The following is a 20,069-nucleotide window of genomic DNA, read 5'->3' as shown; positions in this document are numbered from 1 at the left end:
AGGTTAGCGCAACCGGGGCCTCAGAGCAGGCCCAGTTGCTCCACTTCCGGCTGCGGCAGCTGCAGCGCTGGCAGCCCCGGCAGGCGCTCGCCCAGCAGGGCGTGGAAGCGCTGCGCCTGTTCGGCGGCGCGGTGGTTGTCCGGGGTGTGGAGGAACACGTGGGGCGTCAGGCCGTCCTCGATCCAGCCGGCCACCTTGTCCACCCAGGGCGTCAGGTAGGCCTGGTTGGCGTCCAGGTCCGGCCCGCCGATGAAACGCACCTGCGGGCTGTCGCTGAAGGCCGCCGGGCGCACCGGAATCCTCGGCTTCTTCGATTGCGCGTGGCGCACCGCCGGGTCGTCGGAGCGGCAGGCGAACAGCGCCCGCGAATCCAGGCAGATGCGCTCCACGCCGCGCTCGTGGAGCAGGCGGTTGAGCACCCGCTCTTCCTCGCCCTTGTCGAAGAACGCCGGGTGGCGTACTTCCACGGCGATGCGCCGGGCGCCGAACTCATCCAGCCAGGCGGCCAGCTCGCCCAGGCGCTGCGGGCCGAAGCCGGCGGAAAGCTGCAGCCACAGCGGGCTCACCCGTTGCCCCAGCGGTGCCAGCAGGTCGAGGAAATCGCCGGTGGCGCCGAACTGCTCGCGCAGGTCGCCTTCGTGGCTGATGTCGCGAGGCAGCTTGGCGCAGAAGTGGAAGTCCGCCGGCATGGTCTGCGCCCAGCGCTCCAGCGTTTCGGCGCTGGGCCGGGCGTAGAAGGTGGTGTTGCCCTCCACCGCGTTGAACACCTGGCTGTAGAAACCCAGGGTGTCGGCCGGGCGCAGGTCGGCGGGGTAGAAGCTGCCGCGCCAGGCGGGCTCGTTCCAGGATGGGCAGCCCAGGTAGTACGGCAGGGCCATCAGGCGTAGAGGTCGATGCCCAGCACTTCCGGGGCGTCGTAGCTGCCCAGCGGCAGGTTGGCGGTGCTGCTGTAGCTGGCCAGGGCCTGGGCGGCGCGGTTGCTGACCGGGCGCTGGTAGGCCAGGACGTCGCTGAGGACGATGGGCAGGCTGCCGGTGCCGGCGTTGCCCGGCTCCACGTAGCGCGCCTGCGCCTGCTGCTCGAAGCCCTGGCTGGCGGCGATGGACGCCGGCTGCTCGCGACGCGCCTCGGCCTCGCGCATGACCTCGCGATAAGGCGTGACCGCGGTGCCGGAGCGGCTGCCGGAGTCGGGCGTGATGGAGTAGCTGGACAGGCCGTCGATGCGCATCTTTCAGGGCTCAGCGGGTAAGGATTTCACTCTAGCGAGCGCCCCCGGGCTTGGCAATCGCCGGTCAGCCGGCCTTGGGCGTGGCCACGTTGTCGCGCAGGTACACCGGCTGCGCCTGGTCCGCCGGCACGGCATCGCCGCGCTGCCAGGCGAACAGCGCCAGGTCCAGCAGGTCCTGGGCGTTGGGCAGCAGGCTGGCGTCCTCGGCCTGCACCTTCACCGCCAGGCGCTCGCGGTAGCCCCAGCCGGTGCCGGCGCCGAACCAGTCGCCCCGGGCATCGCGCGGCAGCGCCACGTGCTCCGGCGGCAGCACCGCCTCGGCGCCGGCCAGGCGCATCTCGCCCTGCTCCAGGCGGTAGCTGCCCCAGTAGACCTCGTCCATGCGCGCGTCGATGGCGGCCGCCACCTGGCTGGCGCCATGCTCGCGGTGGGCGCGCTGGGCCAGCACGGCGAGGTCGGAGATCGGCAGCACCGGCTTGTCCAGGGCGAAGGCCAGGCCCTGCACCACGCCGATGGCGATGCGCACGCCGGTGAAGGCGCCGGGGCCGCGGCCGAAGGCGATGGCGTCCACCGCGCCCAGGGCGATGCCGGCTTCGTCGAGCAGCTCCTGCACCATCGGCAGCAGGCGCTTGGCGTGCAGCCGCGGGATCACCTCGTGGCGGCTGAAACGCCGGCCGTCGTGCAGCAGGGCGACGGAGCAGGCTTCGGTGGAGGTGTCCAGGGCCAGCAGGGTGGGCATCGGGGTCTTCCGGCAAGCTGAAAAAGGGCGGGCATTATAAACGCCAAAGGCCCGCAAGCGGGCCTCTGGTGCAGGTCGGGCGGCGGCTCAGCTGAGCGCGGCCAGGACCTTGGCGGTGATCTGGTCGACCGAGCCGACGCCTTCGACGCGGCTGTACTTCGGGGTGCCTTCGACGGCGGCCAGCTTCTGGTAGAAGTCGACCAGCGGCTTGGTCTGGGTGTGGTAGACCGACAGGCGGTGGCGCACGGTCTCTTCGCGGTCGTCGTCGCGCTGGATCAGCTCCTCGCCGGTGACGTCGTCCTTGCCGGCGACCTTCGGCGGGTTGTGCTCGACGTGGTAGACGCGGCCGGAGGCCGGGTGCACGCGGCGGCCAGCCATGCGGCTGACGATCTCTTCGTCGTCGACGGCGATCTCGACCACGTGGTCGATGGTCACGCCGGCTTCCTTCATGGCCTCGGCCTGGGGAATGGTGCGCGGGAAACCGTCGAACAGGAAGCCGTTGGCGCAGTCGGGCTGGGCGATGCGCTCCTTGACCAGGTTGATGATCAGGTCATCCGAAACCAGGCCGCCGGCATCCATCACGCTCTTGGCCTGCAGGCCCAGCTCGGTGCCGGCCTTGACCGCCGCGCGCAGCATGTCCCCGGTGGAGATCTGCGGAATGCTGAACTTCTCGGTGATGAAGCGGGCCTGAGTACCTTTGCCGGCACCGGGCGCCCCGAGCAGAATCACACGCATCGATATGCTCCTTAGTCTTGTTGAAAGCGAAATCCCGGATCTGCCTTATGGGGCCAATCTGAACATGCTTGAAATGGCGCAGGAATACGCCGAAAGGCTGATCAAGATACACAGCGCACCCTGAGCGCACAAGCCACCGGAAAGTCGTGGTCGGGGCCCCTCAGCCGGTGTTGCGCAGCCCCGCGGCGATGCCCGCCACCGTCACCAGCAGGGCCTGTTCCAGAGCGCCGCAGGCGTCGCCCTCGCAGCGTCTGGAACGGGCCAGTAGCTCCGCCTGGAGCAGGTGCAGCGGGTCCAGGTAGATGTTGCGCACGGCTATGGATTCGCGCGTCTCGGTGGCCTGCGCCAGCAGGCGCTGCTGGCCCGTCAGGCCGAGCACCACGCGCAGCGCCTGCGACAATAGGTCGCGTAAATGCGCACCTAATGGTCGCAGTTCCGATTGCACCAGACGTTCGTCGTAGAGTTGGGCGATTTCGCCGTCGGCCTTGGCCAGGACCATCTCCAGCATGTCGATGCGCGCGCGGAAGAACGGCCACTGGCTGCGCATGCGCTCCAGCAGGCTGCCTTCGCCGCGGTCGATGGCGTTGAACAGCGCGGTCTCCCAGCCCAGCCAGGCCGGCAGCATCAGCCGCGTCTGCGTCCAGGCGAAGATCCACGGGATCGCCCGCAGGCTCTCGATGCCGCCCTGGCGGCGCTTGGCCGGGCGGCTGCCCAGGGGCAGGCGGCCGAGTTCCTGCTCCGGGGTGGCCTCGCGGAAGTAGTCGACGAACTGCGGCGTCTCGCGCACCACCTGGCGGTAGGCGGCCAGGGAGTCGGCGGCCAGGCGCTGCATCTCCTCGCGCCAGGCCGGTTCCGGCGCCGGCGGCGGCAGCAGGGTGGCCTCCAGCACCGCGGCCAGGTAGAGGTCGAGGTTCTGCCGGGCGATGCCGGGCAGGCCGAACTTGAAGCGGATCATCTCGCCCTGTTCGGTGGTGCGGAAGCGCCCGGCCACCGAGCCCGGCGGCTGCGAGAGGATGGCCGCGTGAGCCGGGCCGCCGCCGCGCCCGACGGTGCCGCCGCGGCCATGGAACAGCAGCAGCTCGACGCCATGGGCGCGGCAGATGTCCACCAGCGCTTCCTGGGCGCGGTACTGCGCCCAGGCCGCGGCCAGGGTGCCGGCGTCCTTGGCCGAGTCGGAGTAGCCGATCATCACCTCCTGCGGCCCGGCCAGGGCTTCGCGGTAGGCGTCCAGGCCGAGCAGGCGGTCGATGCAGGGGCCGGCGTTGTCGAGGTCGTCGAGGGTTTCGAAGAGTGGCACCACGCGCATCGGCCGGCGCAACCCGCACTCCTTGAGCAGCAGTTGCACCGCCAGCACGTCGGACGGCTGGCCGGCCATGGAGATGACGTAGGAGCCCAGCGACGCCTGCGGCGCGGCGGCCGCCACGCGGCAGGTGGCCAGGACTTCGGCGGTGTCGGCGCTGGCCTGGTAGTCCGCCGGCAGCAGCGGGCGATGGTTGCCCAGCTCTTCCAGGAGGAATTCCTGGCGCACCGCCTCGTCCCAGTCCTGGTAGCGGCCCAGGCCCAGGTACTCGGTGATCTCGCTCAGCGCGGCGGCGTGGCGGCCGGCGTCCTGGCGGATGTCCAGGCGCGTCAGGAACAGGCCGAAGGTGGCGGCGCGGCGCAACGTGTCGAGCAGCGCGCCGTCGGCGATCACGCCCATGCCGCAGGCGTGCAGCGAACGGTGGCACAGCTCCAGCGGTTCCAGCAGCTCGCGGTTGTCCTGCAGCACCGCCTCGGGTGCAACCTCGTCCTCGGCCAGCGCGCGTTCGGCCCAGGCCCGGGTGGCCCGCAGGCGCTCGCGCAGCTGCTTGAGCAGGGCGCGGTAGGGTTCGGCCACAGCGCCGGTTTCCGCCAGCAGTTCCTTGCTGGCCTGCTGCATGGAGAGGTCGGCGGCCAGGCCGTCGACGTCGCGCAGGTACAGGTCGGCGGCCATCCAGCGCGCCAGCAGCAGCACCTCGCGGGTGATGGCGGCGGTGACGTTGGGGTTGCCGTCGCGGTCGCCGCCCATCCAGGAGGCGAAGCGAATGGGCGCGGCTTCCAGCGGCAGGCGCTGGCCGGTGCCGCCTTGCAGGGTCTCGTCGACGTGGCGGAGGAAGTCGGGCACGGCCTGCCACAGCGAATGCTCGATCACCGCGAAGCCCCACTTGGCCTCGTCCACCGGTGTCGGCCGGGTGCGGCGGATCTCCTCGGTGTGCCAGGCCTCGGCCACCAGCCGGCGCAGGCGCCCGTCCACCTGCTCGCGCTCCTCGGGGAGCAGGTCGGCATGGTCCTTGGCCGCCAGTTGCGCGGCGATGGCGTCGTACTTCTGGATCAGCGTGCGCCGCGCCACTTCGGTGGGATGTGCGGTGAGCACCAGCTCGATGTCCAGCTGCGCCACCTGGCGCGCCAGTTCCGCCGGCTCCACGCCGGTCTTGCGCAGGCGCCCCAGCAGCTCGCCCAGCACGCGCTGCTCGAAGGGCTGCGGCTCCTTCGGCCCGCGGCGGCGGATGCGGTGGTACTGCTCGGCGATGTTGGCCAGGTTGAGGAACTGGTTGAAGGCCCGCGCCACCGGCAAGAGCTCGTCCTCGCCGAGGCCGTCGAGGGCCGCCGCCAGCTGCCGCGCGCCTTCCGCCGAACCGCGCCGCGCCGCCTTGGCGCCCTGGCGGATCAGCTCGACCTTGTCGAGGAAGGCCTGGCCGTACTGGTTGCGGATGGTCTGCCCGAGCAGTTCGCCGAGCAGGTGCACGTCCTCGCGCAGGCGCGCGTCGATATCCGCCATGACGGGTTCTCCGTGTCTGGTTCTACTTACAGTGCCGCCTGGCGACACCGGCTGACAAGCGTGCGACGAACGCCCGCGATCCTGCTCCGACAGCGTCTAGGCTGAATGTGATCCCGAAGGAATCGGGAAATTCTTCCCGGCGGCCCCAGAAGGGCCGTCTTCCACGCCGGCCACGAGCCGGCCCACGAGGTGAACATGAAGATCCGCGATCTGGTACGCCATTGGGAACAGAACGCCAGGGGGCGCATGACCAGCCACAGCTACAGCATCCCGCTGGACGTGGAAACCGCGGCGCGCCTGGCCGCGCTGCACGACATGTACCCCAAGCGCAGCGTCGAGGAACTGCTGGGCGAGCTGGTCGGCTCGGCCCTGGAAGAGCTGGAGGCGAGCTTCCCCTACGTGAAGGGGCAGAAGGTGGTGGCGCACGACGAGCAGGGCGACCCGCTCTACGAGGACGTCGGCCCTACCCCGCGCTTCCTGCAGCTGTCGCGCAAGTACCTGCACGAGCTGACGGGGCACCAGGAAGAACCGAGCCACAGCTGAGCCCATCCCGTAGGGCGCATAACGCCTCCGGCGTTTGGCCTTGGTCCCCGGCGGCTCCGGGACCAACCTTGGCGTTGACTTTGGCCTCGGTGTATCGGCGGATAACCGCGAACGGTTATGCGCCCTACGGCTGGAACGGGCTTCAATGCCTGCCATGCACCCCGGGCACGTGCAGGTGCCCGGCCTCGGCGCAGGCTTCCGGCACCGCCGAGGGCTCGGCGGGCAGCTGCAGCTCGCGGAGGATGCCGCAGTCCTCGCTGTTGCCGCTGCCGCTGCAGCGGGCGCGCAGGTCCTGCAGTTGCTGGCGCAGCGACTGCAGCTCGGCGATGCGCACCTCGACGTGGTGCAGGTGCTCGTCGATCAGCCGGTTGGCGGTGCCGCAATCGGACTCGGGGCGGTCGCGCAGGCCGAGGAGGATGCGGATCTCCTCCTGGGTCATGTCCAGCGAGCGGCAGTGGCGGATGAACGACAGCCGCTCGACGTGGGCGTTGTCGTACTGCCGGTAGTTGCCGCCCGTGCGCGCCGGTTCCGGCAGCAGGCCCTCGCGCTCGTAGTAGCGGATGGTCTCCACCGGGCAGCCGGTCAGTTTCGCCAGTTCACCGATCTTCATCAGCCTTTCCTCCCGGAACCGCTTGACTCTGTAGTTGCTACAGGGTGTGCAATCGCAAGCATACCGTCAAATGGGAAACGACCTGATGACCGACGCCAACAGCCGCCAGCCTGGATGCGGGCCCTGCTGCCACGACCACGCCCCCGCCGCCGCGCACCGCCACGAGCACGACCACGGGCATGATCACCACCACGAGCGCCCGCGCCACGCCGAAGCCGCGCTGGGCGCCGCCGCGGCCGCCGCCACCGGCGAGCTGCGCTGGAGCAGCCTGCGCATCGAGGCCATGGACTGCCCCACCGAGGAGCGCCTGTTGCGCGACGCCCTGGGCAAGCTGCCGGCGGTGGAGCAACTGGAATTCAACCTGATGCAGCGCCTGCTCAAGGTGCAGCACCGCTTCGACAGCCTGGAGCCGCTGCAGAAGCTGGTGGACTCCCTGGGCATGGAGGCCGAGGCCGTGGAAGACGGCCAGCCGCTGGCCAGCGCGCCGGCGAAGCACAAGCCCTGGTGGCCGCTGGCCCTGACCGGGGTGCTGGCGCTGGCCGCGGAGGTTTGCGAATGGTTCGCCCTCGGCCCGCAGTGGCTGGTGGCCGGCCTGGCCGTGGCGGCCATCCTCGGCGCCGGCCTGCCGACCTACCGCAAGGGCTGGATCGCCCTGAAGAACCGCGACCTGAACATCAACGCGCTGATGAGCATCGCCGTGACCGGCGCCATGCTCATCGGCCAGTGGCCGGAAGCAGCCATGGTCGCGGTGCTGTTCGCCATCGCCGAGCTGATCGAGGCGCGCTCCCTGGAACGCGCGCGCAGCGCCATCCGCGGCCTGCTGCAACTGGCCCCGGAACAGGCCACGGTGCTGCGCGACGGGCAGTGGCAGGACGTGCCGGCCAAGTCGGTGGCCGTGGGCGAGCGCGTGCGCGTGCGCCCCGGCGAGCGCATCGCCCTCGACGGCGAGGTGCTCGACGGCCGCTCCAGCGTCAACCAGGCGCCCATCACCGGCGAGAGCCTGCCGGTGGAAAAGCAGGCCGGTGAACCCCTGTTCGCCGGCAGCATCAACGGCGAGGGCGCGCTGGAGTACGCGGTGAGCCGCGGCGCCGACGACAGCACCCTGGCGCGGATCATCCATGCCGTGGAAGAAGCCCAGGGCTCGCGGGCGCCGACGCAGCGCTTCGTCGACCAGTTCGCACGCATCTACACGCCAGTCGTGATCCTCATCGCCATCGCCACCGCGCTCATCCCGCCGCTGGCCTTCGGCGGCGCCTGGCTCGACTGGGTGTACCGCGCCCTGGTGCTGCTGGTCATTGCCTGCCCCTGCGCCCTGGTGATCTCCACCCCGGTGACCATCGTCAGCGGCCTGTCGGCGGCGGCGCGCGCCGGCATCCTGATCAAGGGCGGGGTGTTCCTCGAACTGGGCCGGCAACTGCAATGGCTGGCCCTGGACAAGACCGGCACCCTCACCGAAGGCCGGCCGACGCAGACCGACTTCCACGGCCTGCGCGGCGACGCGGCGCGCGCCCGTTCGCTGGCCGCCAGCCTGGCCGCCCGCTCCGACCACCCGGTGTCCCAGGCCGTGGCCCGCGCCGCCGAGGCCGACGGCCTGGCGCTGTACGGCGTCGACGCGCTGGAGGCCATCCCCGGCCGCGGCGTGAAGGGCGAAGTGGACGGCCGCCTGCACCACTTGGGCAACCACCGCCTGGTGGAGGAACTGGGGCTGTGCTCGGCGGCCCTGGAAGCCCGCCTGGACGCCCTGGAGCAACAGGGCAAGACCGTCATCGTCCTGCTCGACGACGAAGGCCCGCTGGCGCTGTTCGCCGTGGCCGACGCGGTCAGGCAGACCAGCCGCGAGGCGCTGGCCGAACTGCACGGCCTGGGCGTGAAGACGCTGATGCTGACCGGCGACAACCCGCACACCGCGGCCGCCATCGCCGCCCAGGTGGGCATCGACCAGGCCCGCGGCAACCTGCTGCCCGAGGACAAGCTGCGCGAGGTCGAGCAGCACCAGGCCGGCGGCGCGCGGGTGGGCATGGTCGGCGACGGCATCAACGACGCCCCGGCCCTGGCCCGCGCCGACATCGGCTTCGCCATGGGCGCGGCGGGCACCGACACGGCCATCGAGACCGCCGGCGTGGCGCTGATGGACGACGACTTGCGCAAGCTGCCGCAGTTCATCCGCCTGTCGCGCCGCACCCACGCCGTGCTGGTGCAGAACATCAGCCTGGCGCTGGGCATCAAGGCTGTGTTCCTGGCCCTCACCCTGGCCGGCCTGGGCACCCTGTGGATGGCGGTGTTCGCCGACATGGGCGCCAGCCTGCTGGTGGTCTTCAACGGCCTGCGCCTGCTCCGCCTGCGCTTCTGAAAGCCGCGCCGCAGATAGGGCCGTCCTTCCGGGCAGCCATTTTTTTTGAACCCTCGGACAAGTCCTCAAGTCCCCAGTAGTACCTGGCAACCACGGGATAACGCCGCAGCGCAGGGCTGCGAACGGCCAGGCCGGGCATCGCCCGCTGAGAATCCGTGTTCCCCAGACGAGAGGACTCGACCAATGGAACTGAAAGCATACCAACCCCGCCTCGCCTTCCTGCGCACGGGCCTGCTGATCGGCGCCAGCGCCCTGGTCCTGGCCGGCTGCGCCGGCAACCCGCCGAGCGAGCAGATGGCGGTCACCGAGTCGGCGGTCAACGCCGCGGTCAGCGCCGGCGGCCCGCAGTACGCGCCGGTGGAGACGAAATCCGCCCAGGACAAGCTCGCCCAGGCGCGCATCGCCCTCAACGACAAGGAGTACGAGCAGGCCAGGCGCCTGGCCCAGCAGGCCGAGTGGGACGCCCGCGTGGCCGAGCGCAAGTCGCAGGCAGTCAAGGCGCAGAACGCCGTCAAGGACGCCCAGCAGGGCGTGATGGAAATCCGCGAGGAAGGGCTGCAGAAGCTCCAGCAGCCACAGCAGTAGGCGCCCTTCCCCATTCCCCCCTCCGGATCATTAAGGACGACAGCCATGCGTAAACTCATCGCCCTCCCCGCCCTCTCCAGCCTGGCGCTGCTGCTGGCCGCCTGCGCCCACGAGCCCAACGCCAACCTGGAGAAGGCCCGCAGCGACTATTCCGCCCTGCAGGCGCAACCCCAGGCCACCCAGCTCGCGGCCCTGGAAACCAAGGACGCCGGCGACTGGCTGAGCAAGGCCGACAAGGCCTACCGCGACGGCGAGAAGCAGCAGGACGTGGACCAGCTGGCCTACCTGACGCAGCAGCGCATCAACCTGGCCAACCAGACCATCGCCCTGAAGACCGCCGAAGGGCAGTTGCAGAACACCGCGGCGCAACGCACCCAGGCCCGCCTGGACGTGCGCACCCAGCAGCTCAAGGACCTGCAGGCCAGGCAGACCCAGCGCGGCACCCTGGTGACCTTCGGCGACGTGCTCTTCGACCTCGACCGCGCCGACCTCAAGCCCGAGGCCAGCCACAACATCCAGCAACTGGCCAGCTACCTGCAGCAGAACCCCGAGCGCAAGGTACTGGTCGAGGGCTACACCGACAGCAGCGGCTCGGCCGGCTACAACCAGAGCCTGTCCGAGCGCCGCGCCGACTCGGTGCGCATGGCCCTGCTGGCCCAGGGCGTGGACCCGGCCCGGGTGACCACCCGCGGCTACGGCAAGGACTACCCGGTGGCGAGCAACGCCAGCTCCTCCGGCCGCGCACAGAACCGCCGGGTGGAAGTGACCATCTCCAACGACGCCAAGCCGGTGGTGCCGCGCTCGTCGGTGGATAGCGATTACTGACGCGGCTCTCCATGTAGGAGCGCGCCCTGCGCGCGATTCGCGGGCAGGGCCCGCTCCTACAGGTTACCGTGCAGCACATATCCCACCGTAGGAGCGGACCTTGTCCGCGATAGCCGGAACCACCGGCGCGCTTCGCGGATGAGATCCGCTCCTACGCCGCCCCACCCGCACCATTCCCATGTAGGAGCGCGCCCTGAGCGCGATTCGCGGGCAGGGCCCGCTCCTACAGGTTACCGTGCAGCACATATCCCACCGTAGGAGCGGACCTTGTCCGCGATAGCCGGAACCACCGGCGCGCTTCGCGGATAAGATCCGCTCCTACACCGCCCCACCCACACCATTCCCATGTAGGAGCGCGCCCTGCGCGCGATTCGCGGGCAGGGCCCGCTCCTACAGGTTACCGTGCAGCACATATCCCACCGTAGGAGCGGACCTTGTCCGCGATAGCCGGAACCACCGGCGCGCTTCGCGGATGAGATCTGCTCCTACACTGCCCCACCCGCACCATTCCCATGTAGGAGCGCGCCCTGCGCGCGATTCGCGGGCAGGGCCCGCTCCTACATTGCCTGCCGGCGAGCATGGCTTTTCGTAGGAGCGAGCTCGCTCGCGAATAAACGCGGTGCCATGCGGTTCGCGAGCAAGAACTAGGCGTCCCCCTCGCTCCTACGAAGAGCACCTCGGCGCAGTCGGCGCCTACGCACCACCCCGCAGCAGGCGCCGGTAGAGTTCGGCCATGTCTTCGGCGAAGGGCACCAGCAGCAGGCGTTGCAGGCTGCTGCCGGCGGGGCGCAGGCGGCGCAGTTCGCCGATGGCGATGCCGGCCGCCGCTTCCAGGGGATAGCCATAGATGCCGCAGCTGATGGCCGGGAAGGCGATGCCTTCCAGCCCATGCGCTTCCGCCAGCGCCAGGCTGTTGCGGTAGCAGGCGGCGAGCAGCTCCGGCTCGCCGTGCCCGCCGCCGCGCCAGACCGGGCCGACGGTGTGGATGACGTGGGCGGCCGGCAGGCGGAAACCGGGGGTGATCTTCGCCTCGCCGGTCTCGCAGCCGCCCAGGGTGCGGCAATAAGCCACCAGCTCCGGGCCGGCGGCGCGGTGGATGGCGCCGTCCACGCCCCCGCCGCCGAGCAGCGAGGCGTTGGCGGCGTTGACGATGGCGTCGATGCGCAGGGTGGTGATGTCGCCCTGCCAGACGTGGATTTCGGGGTTGCTCATGGTCGCGCCCTCCGGGTTGCTCCCAGCCTAGCCCCGAACGCTGCCGTCAGTGCACCTGCTGCGGGGTTTCCTGGCCGGCGCAGCGCACGGCGTGCTTCTTGTTGTCCACCAGCACGCCGGAGAGGCCCTTCTGGGCGGTGTCGAACAGTACCAGCACGCCGTCGATGCATTGCGCGACCTGGGTGGCCGGCTCCAGGGACAGCTTCACGTCCTCCCCGGGGATGCTCTTGAGCATGGTGAACTCGGCCAGCAGCAGGGCGTCCTGCTCCTTGGCGAAGTGCAGGTAACCGTAGTACCAGAGGGTGCCGACACTGACGATGATGCTGCCGATGGCGGTGAGGATGTACGGGATCATGTTGCGGTCGGTGCTGGTGGTCATGGCTTGCCCTGGGACTGGCTGGCCGGCTCGGCCGGCGGATCGGTGTTGGGGACTTCGGCCAGGCGGCGCAGGCCGCTGAAATGCTGCGGGTCGTCGAGGAAGCGCAGCATCACTTCGCGCCAGGTCGGTTCGCCGAAGGTTTCCACGTGCCCGCCACGGGTCAGCTGGAAGACTTTCGGCGGCCGCGCCGCCTTGTACAGGCTCAGGCCGTTGTCCAGGGGCACGATGGTATCGTCGATGCTGTGAAAGAACAGCACGGGTGCGCCAGAAAGTCGCGGCATGGCGCGGATGGCGCTGTCGCCGTCGGGCACCAGCCAGGACAGCGGCACCTGCAGCGGCCAGGTCAGCCAGGCGTTGCCCAGGGTGTAGCGGGCCACCTCGCGGTAGCTGGCCGGCACGCCGTCGAGCACCACCGCCTTGAGCTGCTTCACCCGTTCGGGATGCTGCGCCAGGTAGTGCACGCCCATGGCGCCGCCCAGGCTCTGGCCGAGCAGGACCAGCGGCTTGCCCTGGGCTTCCGGGGCCTTGTCCAGCCAGGCGAAGGCCGCGTCTATGTCGCGGTAGACATCCGGCAGGCGCGGCTCGCCCTGGGAATGGCCATAGCCGCGGTAGTCGATCATCAGCACCTGGTAGCCCTGTTCCGGCAGCCAGAAGGTGCCGCCCAGGTGCCAGGCCATGTTGCCGCCGTTGCCATGCAGGTGCAGCACCGTGCCCTTCACCGGCACGCCCGGCTTGGCCGGCAGCCACCAGCCGGCGAGCTTCACGCCGTCGGCGGTGGTGATGCTGACGTCGCGGTAGTCCAGCTTGGCCCGCTGCGGGGTGATGGCCACGTCGGGGCTGGGGTAGAACAGCAGCGAGCTGCAGCCGCCGAGCAGAAGCAGCAGGGACAGCGCGGCGGCCTTGAAGCGGTGGGTCATGGTCGGGTCATCCTTGGGGCCGGGAACGCACGGCTTTTCGTAGGAGCGAGCTTGCTCGCGAATGGGCCCCGCTGCGGAGTCGGTTCGCGAGCAAGCTCGCTCCTACGAAGGGCATTTCGGCGCGGTCCCTAGAGGATATTCGCGTAGTCCGCCTCGATGCGGTCCAGGCTCAGGTGGTTGAGGAAGTTGGAGAAGCACATCCAGGCCGACAGCGCGTTGAGGTCGCGGAACTGCGGCGGCAGGTACTTCGGCGGCACCACCAGGCCCTCGTCCACCAGTTGGCGCAGGGTGCGCATGTCTTCCAGGGTGGCCTTGCCGCAGAACAGCAGCGGGATCTGCTCCAGCTTGCCTTTGCGCACGGCCAGCTGGATGTAGTTGTAGATGAGGATGAAGCCCTTCAGGTACGACAGGTCCTTGGTGAACGGCAGCCCGGCCGGGGTCGAGCCGCGGAACACCCGGCTGGCGTTCTGGTAGCTGCTTTCCTGGCTGTAGCCCTGCTCGCGGTAGAAGTGGAACACCTCGAGGAAGTCCGCGCCCTCCTCGGCCATGTGGATGGCGCGGGTGCGGTTGGTGAGCTTGCGCAGGCGCGTGGGGTAGGAGGCGAAGGCGATCACCTCCATCAGGATGGCCAGGCCTTCCTGGGTCACGGTGGAGGACGGCGGGCCCTTGGCCAGGAAGGTGCAGATCGGCTGGTTCTGCCCGTTCAGGGTGGTGCCCACGTGCACCAGGCCCTCGTGGACCTCCAGGGCGCGCACGTCGCGCTCGTTGAACATGGCGTCCGCCCGCACCTTGATGTAGTCGGCGCCGGCCGCGGCATCGGCGACTATGCCGTCGGACTCGAACACGCGGATGGTGTCCTCGGCCTCGCCGAAGGTCTTGTTCAGGCGCTCCTGCAGCATGGCCACCGCTTCCTTGGCGGTGAGGGTCTTGGGCTCGTCCTTGAGGTCGCCGCGGTCGGCGATGTTGTTCAGGTAGTCCGAGAGCATCAGGCCGAGGTCGGCCAGGGTCGGGTCACCGGCGTGGAAGGCGTCGGAGGCCGAGCCGTAGAGCTCCTGGGAGATCAGCCCGAAGTCCTGGGTGCCGCGCGCCTCGAGCATGCGGATGACCATGCGGTACTCGCGGCACATGCGCCGCATGATCTGCCCCACCGGGTTGAACTGGCCGAGCTGGCGGGTGATGTCGCGCTCCAGGTTCTGGAATTCCTGCTTCTTGGCATCGCCGTCGAAGGCCAGCGGGCGGCCGTCGTAGTAGCCGCGGTCGACCTTGGGCGCATGCTTGCCGCGGCCCTTGAGGAAGTCCGCGCGCACGCTGTCGTCCCACTTGATGGCGTCGAGCACGCGGATCGGCGTCTGCGCCTCCACCAGGCGGTCGGACAGGCCGCGGATGATCTGCTGGTACTCGCTGGGCGTGGCCTTCTTGCGCCGCGGGTTCATGGGCGTTCTCCCGGAGTCACTCGCTGGAAGCGTAGCGCTTCGCTGAAGACTTCGGCGTTGGCGGGGTCGTCCAGGTAGGCCAGGACGTCGCCCAGGGGGCTGGCCACCAGGGCGCCGGCGCCCTGCTCGCTGTCCACCTTCTGGCCCTGCAGGGTGCCCTTGGCCATGGCCTGGAGGATTTGCTCGACGTCCAGCGAGTAGACCACCAGCTCGTCCTTGTCGGTGATCTCGAAGCCGGCCAGCACGTAGTTGCCGCCCTGGCTCTTGGGCAGCCCGGCGGACAGGTACCAGCGCTGGCCGTGGTGGGCCACGGTGAAGGGCAGGTCTTCGGCGCTGTCGGTGTTGCCGCTGTCGTCGTAGTAGCTGAAGGCGCGGTACAGGCCCTCGCCGGTGCGGCTGATCTCGAGGAACTGTTCCTCGCCGTACTCGTCGATCCGCGACCACTGGCCGAGCAACTGCGTGGGCGCGGCCTCCTTCGCCGGGATCGGCTCCTTGAAGGTCACCAGGCAGCCGCCGAGCAGGAGGATGCTCAACAGCAGCAAGGCGCGCCAGGCTTTCATCGAAGTCTCCTCAGGGGCCGCGGGCGGCACGCCATATGGGGTCGTCGGCGGGCTCAGAGGCCCAGCACCAGGTACAGGTAGCGGGTCAGGATGGCGCGCATCTCCACGGTGTCCAGGTGCTCCACGCCATCCAGCAGGCCCTGATACTCCATCTGCAGGATGATGGCCGTCAACACCTTGGCATCCTGTTCCGGCTGCTGCGAGCCGAGCACCTCGAAGAAGTGCACCACGCCCAGGGAGAGGATGCGCCTGTGGCTCTGCGCCAGCTGTTCCAGGCGCGGGTTGAGCAGCGCCTCCTGGCGGAACGCCTGCTCGGCCAGCAGGTGCTCGCGGCGCTCGGTGAGCTGCACGCGCACGTACTGGATGGCCAGCTCGGCGATGCGGTCGGCCAGCTCGCGGCGCGCCTCGGGGCTGCCGGTGAGGCCGGCGGCCAGGGCCTGCAGGTCGCCCTCGACGCTGGCCCAGAAGGCCGACAGGGCCTCGGCGCTGCGTTCGACGAAGAGCGCGAAGGTGTCGGTGATGAGGTCGTCGATGTCCTTGAAGTAGTAGGTGGTGGCCGACAGCGGCACGTCCGCCTCGGCCGCCACCGCCCGGTGGCGCACGGCCCGCACGCCCTCGCGGACGATGATGCGCATGGCCGCGTCGAGGATCGCCTGGCGGCGCTGCTCGCTGCCCTGGCGGGCGGCCTTGCGGCCCTGGTACCGGACACTCTCGGCCACCGCGCTGGCGGCCTGGGCGGCGCTGTCTCTGGGAACTGCTCGGGGCACGGTGTTTCCTCCGCTCGCGGGCGATGGCGCATTGTTCGGGCTTTTGCGCGGGGAATCAATTGGTGGCCCGCTGGCGGATGGAGAGGCGGGTTTTGTAGGAGCGCTCGCGAACGAGTCACCCGGTAACTCTGTTATTGCGCCGACCTCCGTTCCCTCTCCCTAACCCTCTCCCTGAAGGGAGAGGGGACCGTTCGGTGTGCTTGGATGTTTTGGAGTCAGCCGGCAACACGGAGGGTTTCCGGCTGAAACCATTCCCTCTCTCGGCACGGACAAGCCCCCTCTCCCTTCAGGGAGAGGGCTGGGGAGAGGGCGCTCTCAAACCCAGCGCCCAAATCCCCGGCAAGCACCGTTCGCGAGCAAGTTCGCTCCTACGAAGAGCCTTGCCCTCGGGCACGAAAAAGCCGCCCTAAGCAGGCTGTGTGAAAACCTCAGGATCGGTCCCGCTGGTTAAAAAACAACCTGGATTTCGCGTTTCTACGTGGATTCTGGATTGGCTGAATAGCCAAGCCTCTTCAGATTTCACGTAGGAACGCGCTCTTCGAAGAGCCGCTCGGTTTTTCACACAGCCTGTAAGGCGGCTTCTTCTATTGCTCCAGCGCTTACGCCTGCGGGCGCATGTGCGGGAACAGGATCACGTCGCGGATCGACGGCGAGTTGGTCAGCAGCATCACCAGGCGGTCGATGCCGATGCCTTCGCCGGCGGTGGGCGGCATGCCGTATTCCAGGGCGTTGATGAAGTCGGCGTCGTAGTGCATCGCCTCGTCGTCGCCGGCGTCCTTCTCCTTGACTTGCAGCATGAAGCGCTCGGCCTGGTCCTCGGCGTCGTTCAGCTCGGAGTAGGCGTTGGCGATCTCGCGGCCGCCGATGAACAGCTCGAAGCGGTCGGTGACGCTCGGGTCCTGGTCGTTGCGGCGGGCCAGCGGGGAGACCTCGAAGGGGTACTGGGTGATGAAGTGCGGCTGTTCCAGCTTGTGCTCCACCAGCTCCTCGAAAATCATCACCTGCAGCTTGCCCAGGCCTTCGTGGCCGAGGACCTTGGCGCCGGCCTGCTTGGCGATCGCGCGGGCCTTGTCGACGTCCTGCAGGTCGGCCGCGGTGATGTCCGGGTTGTACTTGAGGATGGCGTCGAACACCGACAGGCGGGCGAACGGCTCGCCGAAGTGGAAGACCTTGTCGCCGTAGGGCACGTCGGTGGTGCCGAGCACCGCCTGGGCCAGCTCGCGGAACAGCTCCTCGGTCAGGTCCATGTTGTCTTCGTAGTCGGCGTAGGCCTGGTAGAACTCGAGCATGGTGAACTCGGGGTTGTGCCGGGTCGAGACGCCTTCGTTGCGGAAGTTGCGGTTGATCTCGAAGACCTTCTCGAAGCCGCCGACCACCAGGCGCTTGAGGTACAGCTCCGGGGCGATGCGCAGGAACATGGCCATGTCCAGCGCGTTGTGGTGGGTGGCGAAGGGCTTGGCCGCGGCGCCGCCGGGGATGGTCTGCAGCATCGGGGTTTCCACTTCGAGGAAACCGCGGTCGCTGAGGAAGCGGCGGATGTGGGCGATCACCTGGGAACGCACGCGGAAGGTGTGGCGGGTTTCCTCGTTGACGATCAGGTCGACGTAGCGCTGGCGGTAGCGCTGCTCGGTGTCGGTCAGGCCGTGGTGCTTGTCCGGCAGCGGGCGCAGCGACTTGGTCAGCAGGCGCACGTCGTGCATGTCGACGTACAGGTCGCCCTTGCCGGAGCGGGCCAGCACGCCTTCGGCGCCGATGATGTCGCCCAGGTCCCAGGTCTTGATCTCGGCCAGGGTCTCTTCGGGCAGGGTCTTGCGGTTGACGTACACCTGCAGGCGGTCGCTGCTGTCCTGCAGGACGATGAAGGAACCGCGGTTGAGCATGATGCGACCGGCGACCTTGACCGGGATGGCTGCGGCTTCCAGCTCTTCCTTGGTCTTGTCGGCGTACTGCTTCTGCAGGTCCGCGAAGTAGCTGTCGCGGCGGAAGTCGTTGGGGAAGGCGATGGCCTTGGCCTCGCGCACGGCGGCAAGCTTTTCCTTGCGCTGGGCGATCAGCTTGTTTTCTTCCTGCTGCAGTTCGTGCTGGTCGAGTTGTTGGTCGCTCATGGTCGTTCTATCTGCCTGGCGTATCTTCAATTTGGGTTTATGGCGGGAACGGGCGGTCCCGTTCCCGCGAGGCGGGACGGGTCAGAGGCCCTGTTTCAGGCTGGCTTCCAGGTACTCGTCCAGGTCGCCGTCGAGCACCTTGTCGCAGTCGCTACGCTCGACGCCGGTGCGCAGGTCCTTGATCCGCGACTGGTCGAGCACGTAGGAGCGGATCTGGTGGCCCCAGCCGATGTCCGACTTGCTGTCTTCCAGGGCCTGGGACGCCGCGTTGCGCTTCTGCATCTCCTGCTCGTACAACCGGGCCCGCAGCATCTTCATGGCGGTGTCCCTGTTGGCGTGCTGGGAGCGTTCGTTCTGGCACGCCACCACGGTGTTGGTCGGCACGTGGGTGATGCGCACCGCCGAATCGGTGGTGTTCACGTGCTGGCCGCCGGCGCCGGAGGAGCGATAGGTGTCGATGCGCAGGTCCGCCGGGTTGATCTCGATCTCGATGTTGTCGTCGATCTCGGGCGAGACGAACACCGCGGTGAACGAGGTGTGGCGGCGGTTGCCGGAGTCGAACGGACTCTTGCGCACCAGGCGGTGCACGCCGATCTCGGTGCGCAGCCAGCCGAAGGCGTACTCGCCCTTGATGTGCACGGTGGCGCCCTTGATGCCGGCGACCTCGCCCTCGGACAGTTCGACGATCTCGGCATCGAAGCCGTGCTTGTCGGCCCAGCGCAGGTACATGCGCAGCAGCATGTTGGCCCAGTCCTGGGCCTCGGTGCCGCCGGAGCCGGCCTGGATGTCCAGGTAGGCGTTGTTCGGGTCCATCTCGCCGCTGAACATGCGGCGGAATTCCAGCTTCTCGAGGATCTCGCGCAGGCGCTCGACTTCGGTCGCGACGTCGTTGACGGCGCCTTCGTCGTTTTCCTCGACCGCCATGTCCAGCAGGTCGCTGGAGTCGGCCAGGCCACCGGTCAGCTCGTCGAGGGTCTCGACGATCTGCGCCAGGGTGGCGCGCTCGCGGCCCAGGTTCTGGGCGTATTCGGGGTTGTTCCAGACGGCCGGGTCTTCCAGCTCGCGGTTCACTTCGACCAGACGATCATGCTTCAGATCGTAGTCAAAGATACCCCCGAATGGACTGGGTGCGGTCGGAGAGGTCCTTGATGCTGTTGAGGATCGGGTTGATTTCCATGACGGTCAGCACTCACGGGTAATGGCGTGGAAAAACTCGGAAGTATACCCGAGAAAGCCGCCCGTGGGCGGCTATGCGTCAGCCGGTCGGGCCGCCGTCCACCCCGACCTGGTTGCGCCCGCCGTGCTTGGCATTGTAGAGCGCGCGGTCGGCGTGCTCGATCAGCCGCAGGCAGCTTTCGCCCTGCCCCGGGGTGAGGGTCGCCACGCCGATGCTGACCGTCAGCACCGCGCCGGAGTCCGGCTCCTCGTGGGCGATGCCCAGGGCCTGCACGGTCAGCCGCAGCTTTTCCGCCAGCAGCCGCGCGCCGCCCGGCGAGGTGCCCGGGAGGATGATGGCGAACTCCTCGCCGCCGTAGCGCGCCGGAAGGTCGGAGGAACGCGCGCAGCTCTCGCGGATGGTGCCGGCGACGCGGCGCAGCGCCTCGTCGCCGGCGACGTGGCCGAAGGTGTCGTTGTAGGCCTTGAAGTGGTCGACGTCGATCAGCAGCAGCGACAGCTGGCTCTGCTCGCGCAGGGCGCGGCGCCATTCCATTTCCAGGTACTCGTCGAAGTGCCGGCGGTTGGACAGCCCGGTGAGGCCGTCGGAGTTCATCAGGCGCTGCAGCACCAGGTTGGTCTCCAGCAGCTTCTGCTGGCTCTCGCGCAGGGCGCGGTAGGCCTCGTCGCGCTGCTGCAGGGCCAGGTAGGAGCGCGAGTGGTAGCGCACCCGCGCCACCAGCTCGATGGCGTCGGGCAGCTTGACCAGGTAGTCGTTGGCCCCGGCGGCGAAGGCGGCGCTCTTGACCTGCGGCTCCTCCTTGGTCGACAGGACGATGATCGGGATGTCCCGCGTCTGCGGGTGGCGGCGGTACTGGCGCACCAGGTCGAGGCCGTCGGTGTCGGGCATCACCAGGTCCTGGAGGATCACCGTCGGGCGGATCTGCAGGGCCTGCTCGATGGCCTGGGTGGCGTCGGAGCAGAAGTGGAAGTCGATGCTGCCGTCGTCGGCCAGGGCGCGGCGCACGGCCTCGCCGATCATGGCCTGGTCGTCGACCAGCAGGACCATGACCGCGGTGTCGTCCGGGGTGATCAAGGGCTTCTCGCTATGGTTGGGATTCATCGTCGT

At 69.0% G+C, this 20,069-nt stretch carries 19 protein-coding genes; 4 read left to right on the top strand and 15 right to left on the bottom strand.

The window, feature by feature from the left end; genetic code table 11:
• Positions 1-20: 20 nt before the first annotated feature.
• The 5 genes from PKO50_RS04355 to ppc form a co-directional block, all read right to left on the bottom strand.
• The gene (locus PKO50_RS04355) at positions 21-881 is read right to left on the bottom strand and encodes a DUF72 domain-containing protein (RefSeq protein ID WP_275630425.1); all 861 of its coding nucleotides are present in this window, start codon (positions 879-881) and stop codon (positions 21-23) included.
• Positions 878-1,228: a hypothetical protein gene (locus PKO50_RS04350; protein ID WP_275628917.1), complete on the bottom strand. Its 351-nt coding sequence runs from the start codon at positions 1,226-1,228 to the stop codon at positions 878-880. Before PKO50_RS04350 ends, PKO50_RS04355 begins: the two co-directional genes overlap by 4 nt.
• Positions 1,229-1,292: 64 nt before the next feature.
• Positions 1,293-1,967 (bottom strand): tRNA (adenosine(37)-N6)-threonylcarbamoyltransferase complex dimerization subunit type 1 TsaB, encoded by a 675-nt coding sequence (gene tsaB, locus PKO50_RS04345; RefSeq protein WP_109934932.1) that lies wholly within the window; start codon positions 1,965-1,967, stop codon positions 1,293-1,295.
• Positions 1,968-2,054: 87 nt separating this feature from the next.
• A complete protein-coding gene (gene adk, locus PKO50_RS04340; RefSeq protein ID WP_275628916.1) occupies positions 2,055-2,702 on the bottom strand; it encodes an adenylate kinase in 648 nt (215 codons plus the stop codon).
• A 160-nt stretch (positions 2,703-2,862) separates the two neighbouring features.
• Positions 2,863-5,499, bottom strand: coding sequence for a phosphoenolpyruvate carboxylase (gene ppc / locus PKO50_RS04335; protein ID WP_275628915.1), 2,637 nt, complete (start codon positions 5,497-5,499; stop codon positions 2,863-2,865).
• A gap of 195 nt (positions 5,500-5,694) precedes the next feature.
• On the opposite strand from ppc, the gene PKO50_RS04330 reads away from it, so the two are divergent.
• Positions 5,695-6,042, top strand: coding sequence for a pilin assembly protein (locus PKO50_RS04330; RefSeq protein WP_089391526.1), 348 nt, complete (start codon positions 5,695-5,697; stop codon positions 6,040-6,042).
• 142 nt (positions 6,043-6,184) lie between these two features.
• Here the strand turns inward: PKO50_RS04330 and cadR are convergent, their stop codons facing one another.
• A complete protein-coding gene (gene cadR, locus PKO50_RS04325; RefSeq protein ID WP_074985207.1) occupies positions 6,185-6,652 on the bottom strand; it encodes a Cd(II)/Pb(II)-responsive transcriptional regulator in 468 nt (155 codons plus the stop codon).
• Positions 6,653-6,737: 85 nt separating this feature from the next.
• Between cadR and PKO50_RS04320 the strand changes: the two genes are divergently transcribed.
• The 3 genes from PKO50_RS04320 to PKO50_RS04310 all read left to right on the top strand — a co-directional run bounded on the left by PKO50_RS04320 (position 6,738) and on the right by PKO50_RS04310 (position 10,412).
• The gene (locus PKO50_RS04320) at positions 6,738-9,002 is read left to right on the top strand and encodes a heavy metal translocating P-type ATPase (protein WP_275628914.1); all 2,265 of its coding nucleotides are present in this window, start codon (positions 6,738-6,740) and stop codon (positions 9,000-9,002) included.
• Between the two features lie 183 nt (positions 9,003-9,185).
• Positions 9,186-9,587, top strand: coding sequence for a DUF4398 domain-containing protein (locus PKO50_RS04315; protein WP_109935215.1), 402 nt, complete (start codon positions 9,186-9,188; stop codon positions 9,585-9,587).
• Between the two features lie 45 nt (positions 9,588-9,632).
• Positions 9,633-10,412, top strand: coding sequence for an OmpA family protein (locus tag PKO50_RS04310; protein ID WP_109935216.1), 780 nt, complete (start codon positions 9,633-9,635; stop codon positions 10,410-10,412).
• A gap of 693 nt (positions 10,413-11,105) precedes the next feature.
• Here the strand turns inward: PKO50_RS04310 and PKO50_RS04305 are convergent.
• From PKO50_RS04305 to PKO50_RS04265, 9 genes are all read right to left on the bottom strand, one after another.
• On the bottom strand, positions 11,106-11,624 hold the full coding sequence (locus PKO50_RS04305) for an O-acetyl-ADP-ribose deacetylase (RefSeq protein ID WP_275628913.1): 519 nt from the start codon (positions 11,622-11,624) through the stop codon (positions 11,106-11,108).
• A gap of 46 nt (positions 11,625-11,670) precedes the next feature.
• Positions 11,671-12,003 carry a hypothetical protein gene (locus PKO50_RS04300; protein ID WP_109935218.1) on the bottom strand — a complete coding sequence of 111 codons (333 nt, stop codon included), beginning with the start codon at positions 12,001-12,003 and terminating at the stop codon, positions 11,671-11,673.
• Positions 12,000-12,920, bottom strand: coding sequence for an alpha/beta hydrolase (locus PKO50_RS04295; RefSeq protein ID WP_275628912.1), 921 nt, complete (start codon positions 12,918-12,920; stop codon positions 12,000-12,002). Before PKO50_RS04295 ends, PKO50_RS04300 begins: the two co-directional genes overlap by 4 nt.
• A 128-nt stretch (positions 12,921-13,048) precedes the next feature.
• The gene (locus PKO50_RS04290) at positions 13,049-14,353 is read right to left on the bottom strand and encodes a flavohemoglobin expression-modulating QEGLA motif protein (protein ID WP_275628911.1); all 1,305 of its coding nucleotides are present in this window, start codon (positions 14,351-14,353) and stop codon (positions 13,049-13,051) included.
• Positions 14,350-14,913: a hypothetical protein gene (locus tag PKO50_RS04285; RefSeq protein WP_275628910.1), complete on the bottom strand. Its 564-nt coding sequence runs from the start codon at positions 14,911-14,913 to the stop codon at positions 14,350-14,352. Before PKO50_RS04285 ends, PKO50_RS04290 begins: the two co-directional genes overlap by 4 nt.
• A 53-nt stretch (positions 14,914-14,966) precedes the next feature.
• A complete protein-coding gene (locus PKO50_RS04280) occupies positions 14,967-15,680 on the bottom strand; it encodes a TetR family transcriptional regulator (protein ID WP_089391517.1) in 714 nt (237 codons plus the stop codon).
• A gap of 599 nt (positions 15,681-16,279) precedes the next feature.
• The gene (lysS, locus tag PKO50_RS04275) at positions 16,280-17,785 is read right to left on the bottom strand and encodes a lysine--tRNA ligase (protein WP_109935222.1); all 1,506 of its coding nucleotides are present in this window, start codon (positions 17,783-17,785) and stop codon (positions 16,280-16,282) included.
• An 81-nt stretch (positions 17,786-17,866) separates the two neighbouring features.
• Positions 17,867-18,962, bottom strand: a protein-coding gene (prfB, locus tag PKO50_RS04270; protein ID WP_109935223.1) for a peptide chain release factor 2 whose coding sequence is annotated in 2 segments (ribosomal slippage) — positions 17,867-18,889 and positions 18,891-18,962 — 1,095 coding nt in all. Because the reading frame shifts where the segments join, the coding sequence is not laid out codon by codon here.
• A 78-nt stretch (positions 18,963-19,040) separates the two neighbouring features.
• On the bottom strand, positions 19,041-20,063 hold the full coding sequence (locus tag PKO50_RS04265) for a PleD family two-component system response regulator (protein ID WP_109935224.1): 1,023 nt from the start codon (positions 20,061-20,063) through the stop codon (positions 19,041-19,043).
• Between the last annotated feature and the right edge of the window lie 6 nt (positions 20,064-20,069).

This window comes from Pseudomonas sp. 273 (assembly GCF_029201425.1).
Classification (GTDB): domain Bacteria; phylum Pseudomonadota; class Gammaproteobacteria; order Pseudomonadales; family Pseudomonadaceae; genus Pseudomonas; species Pseudomonas delhiensis.
This window is presented reverse-complemented; position numbering and strand designations above follow the sequence as displayed.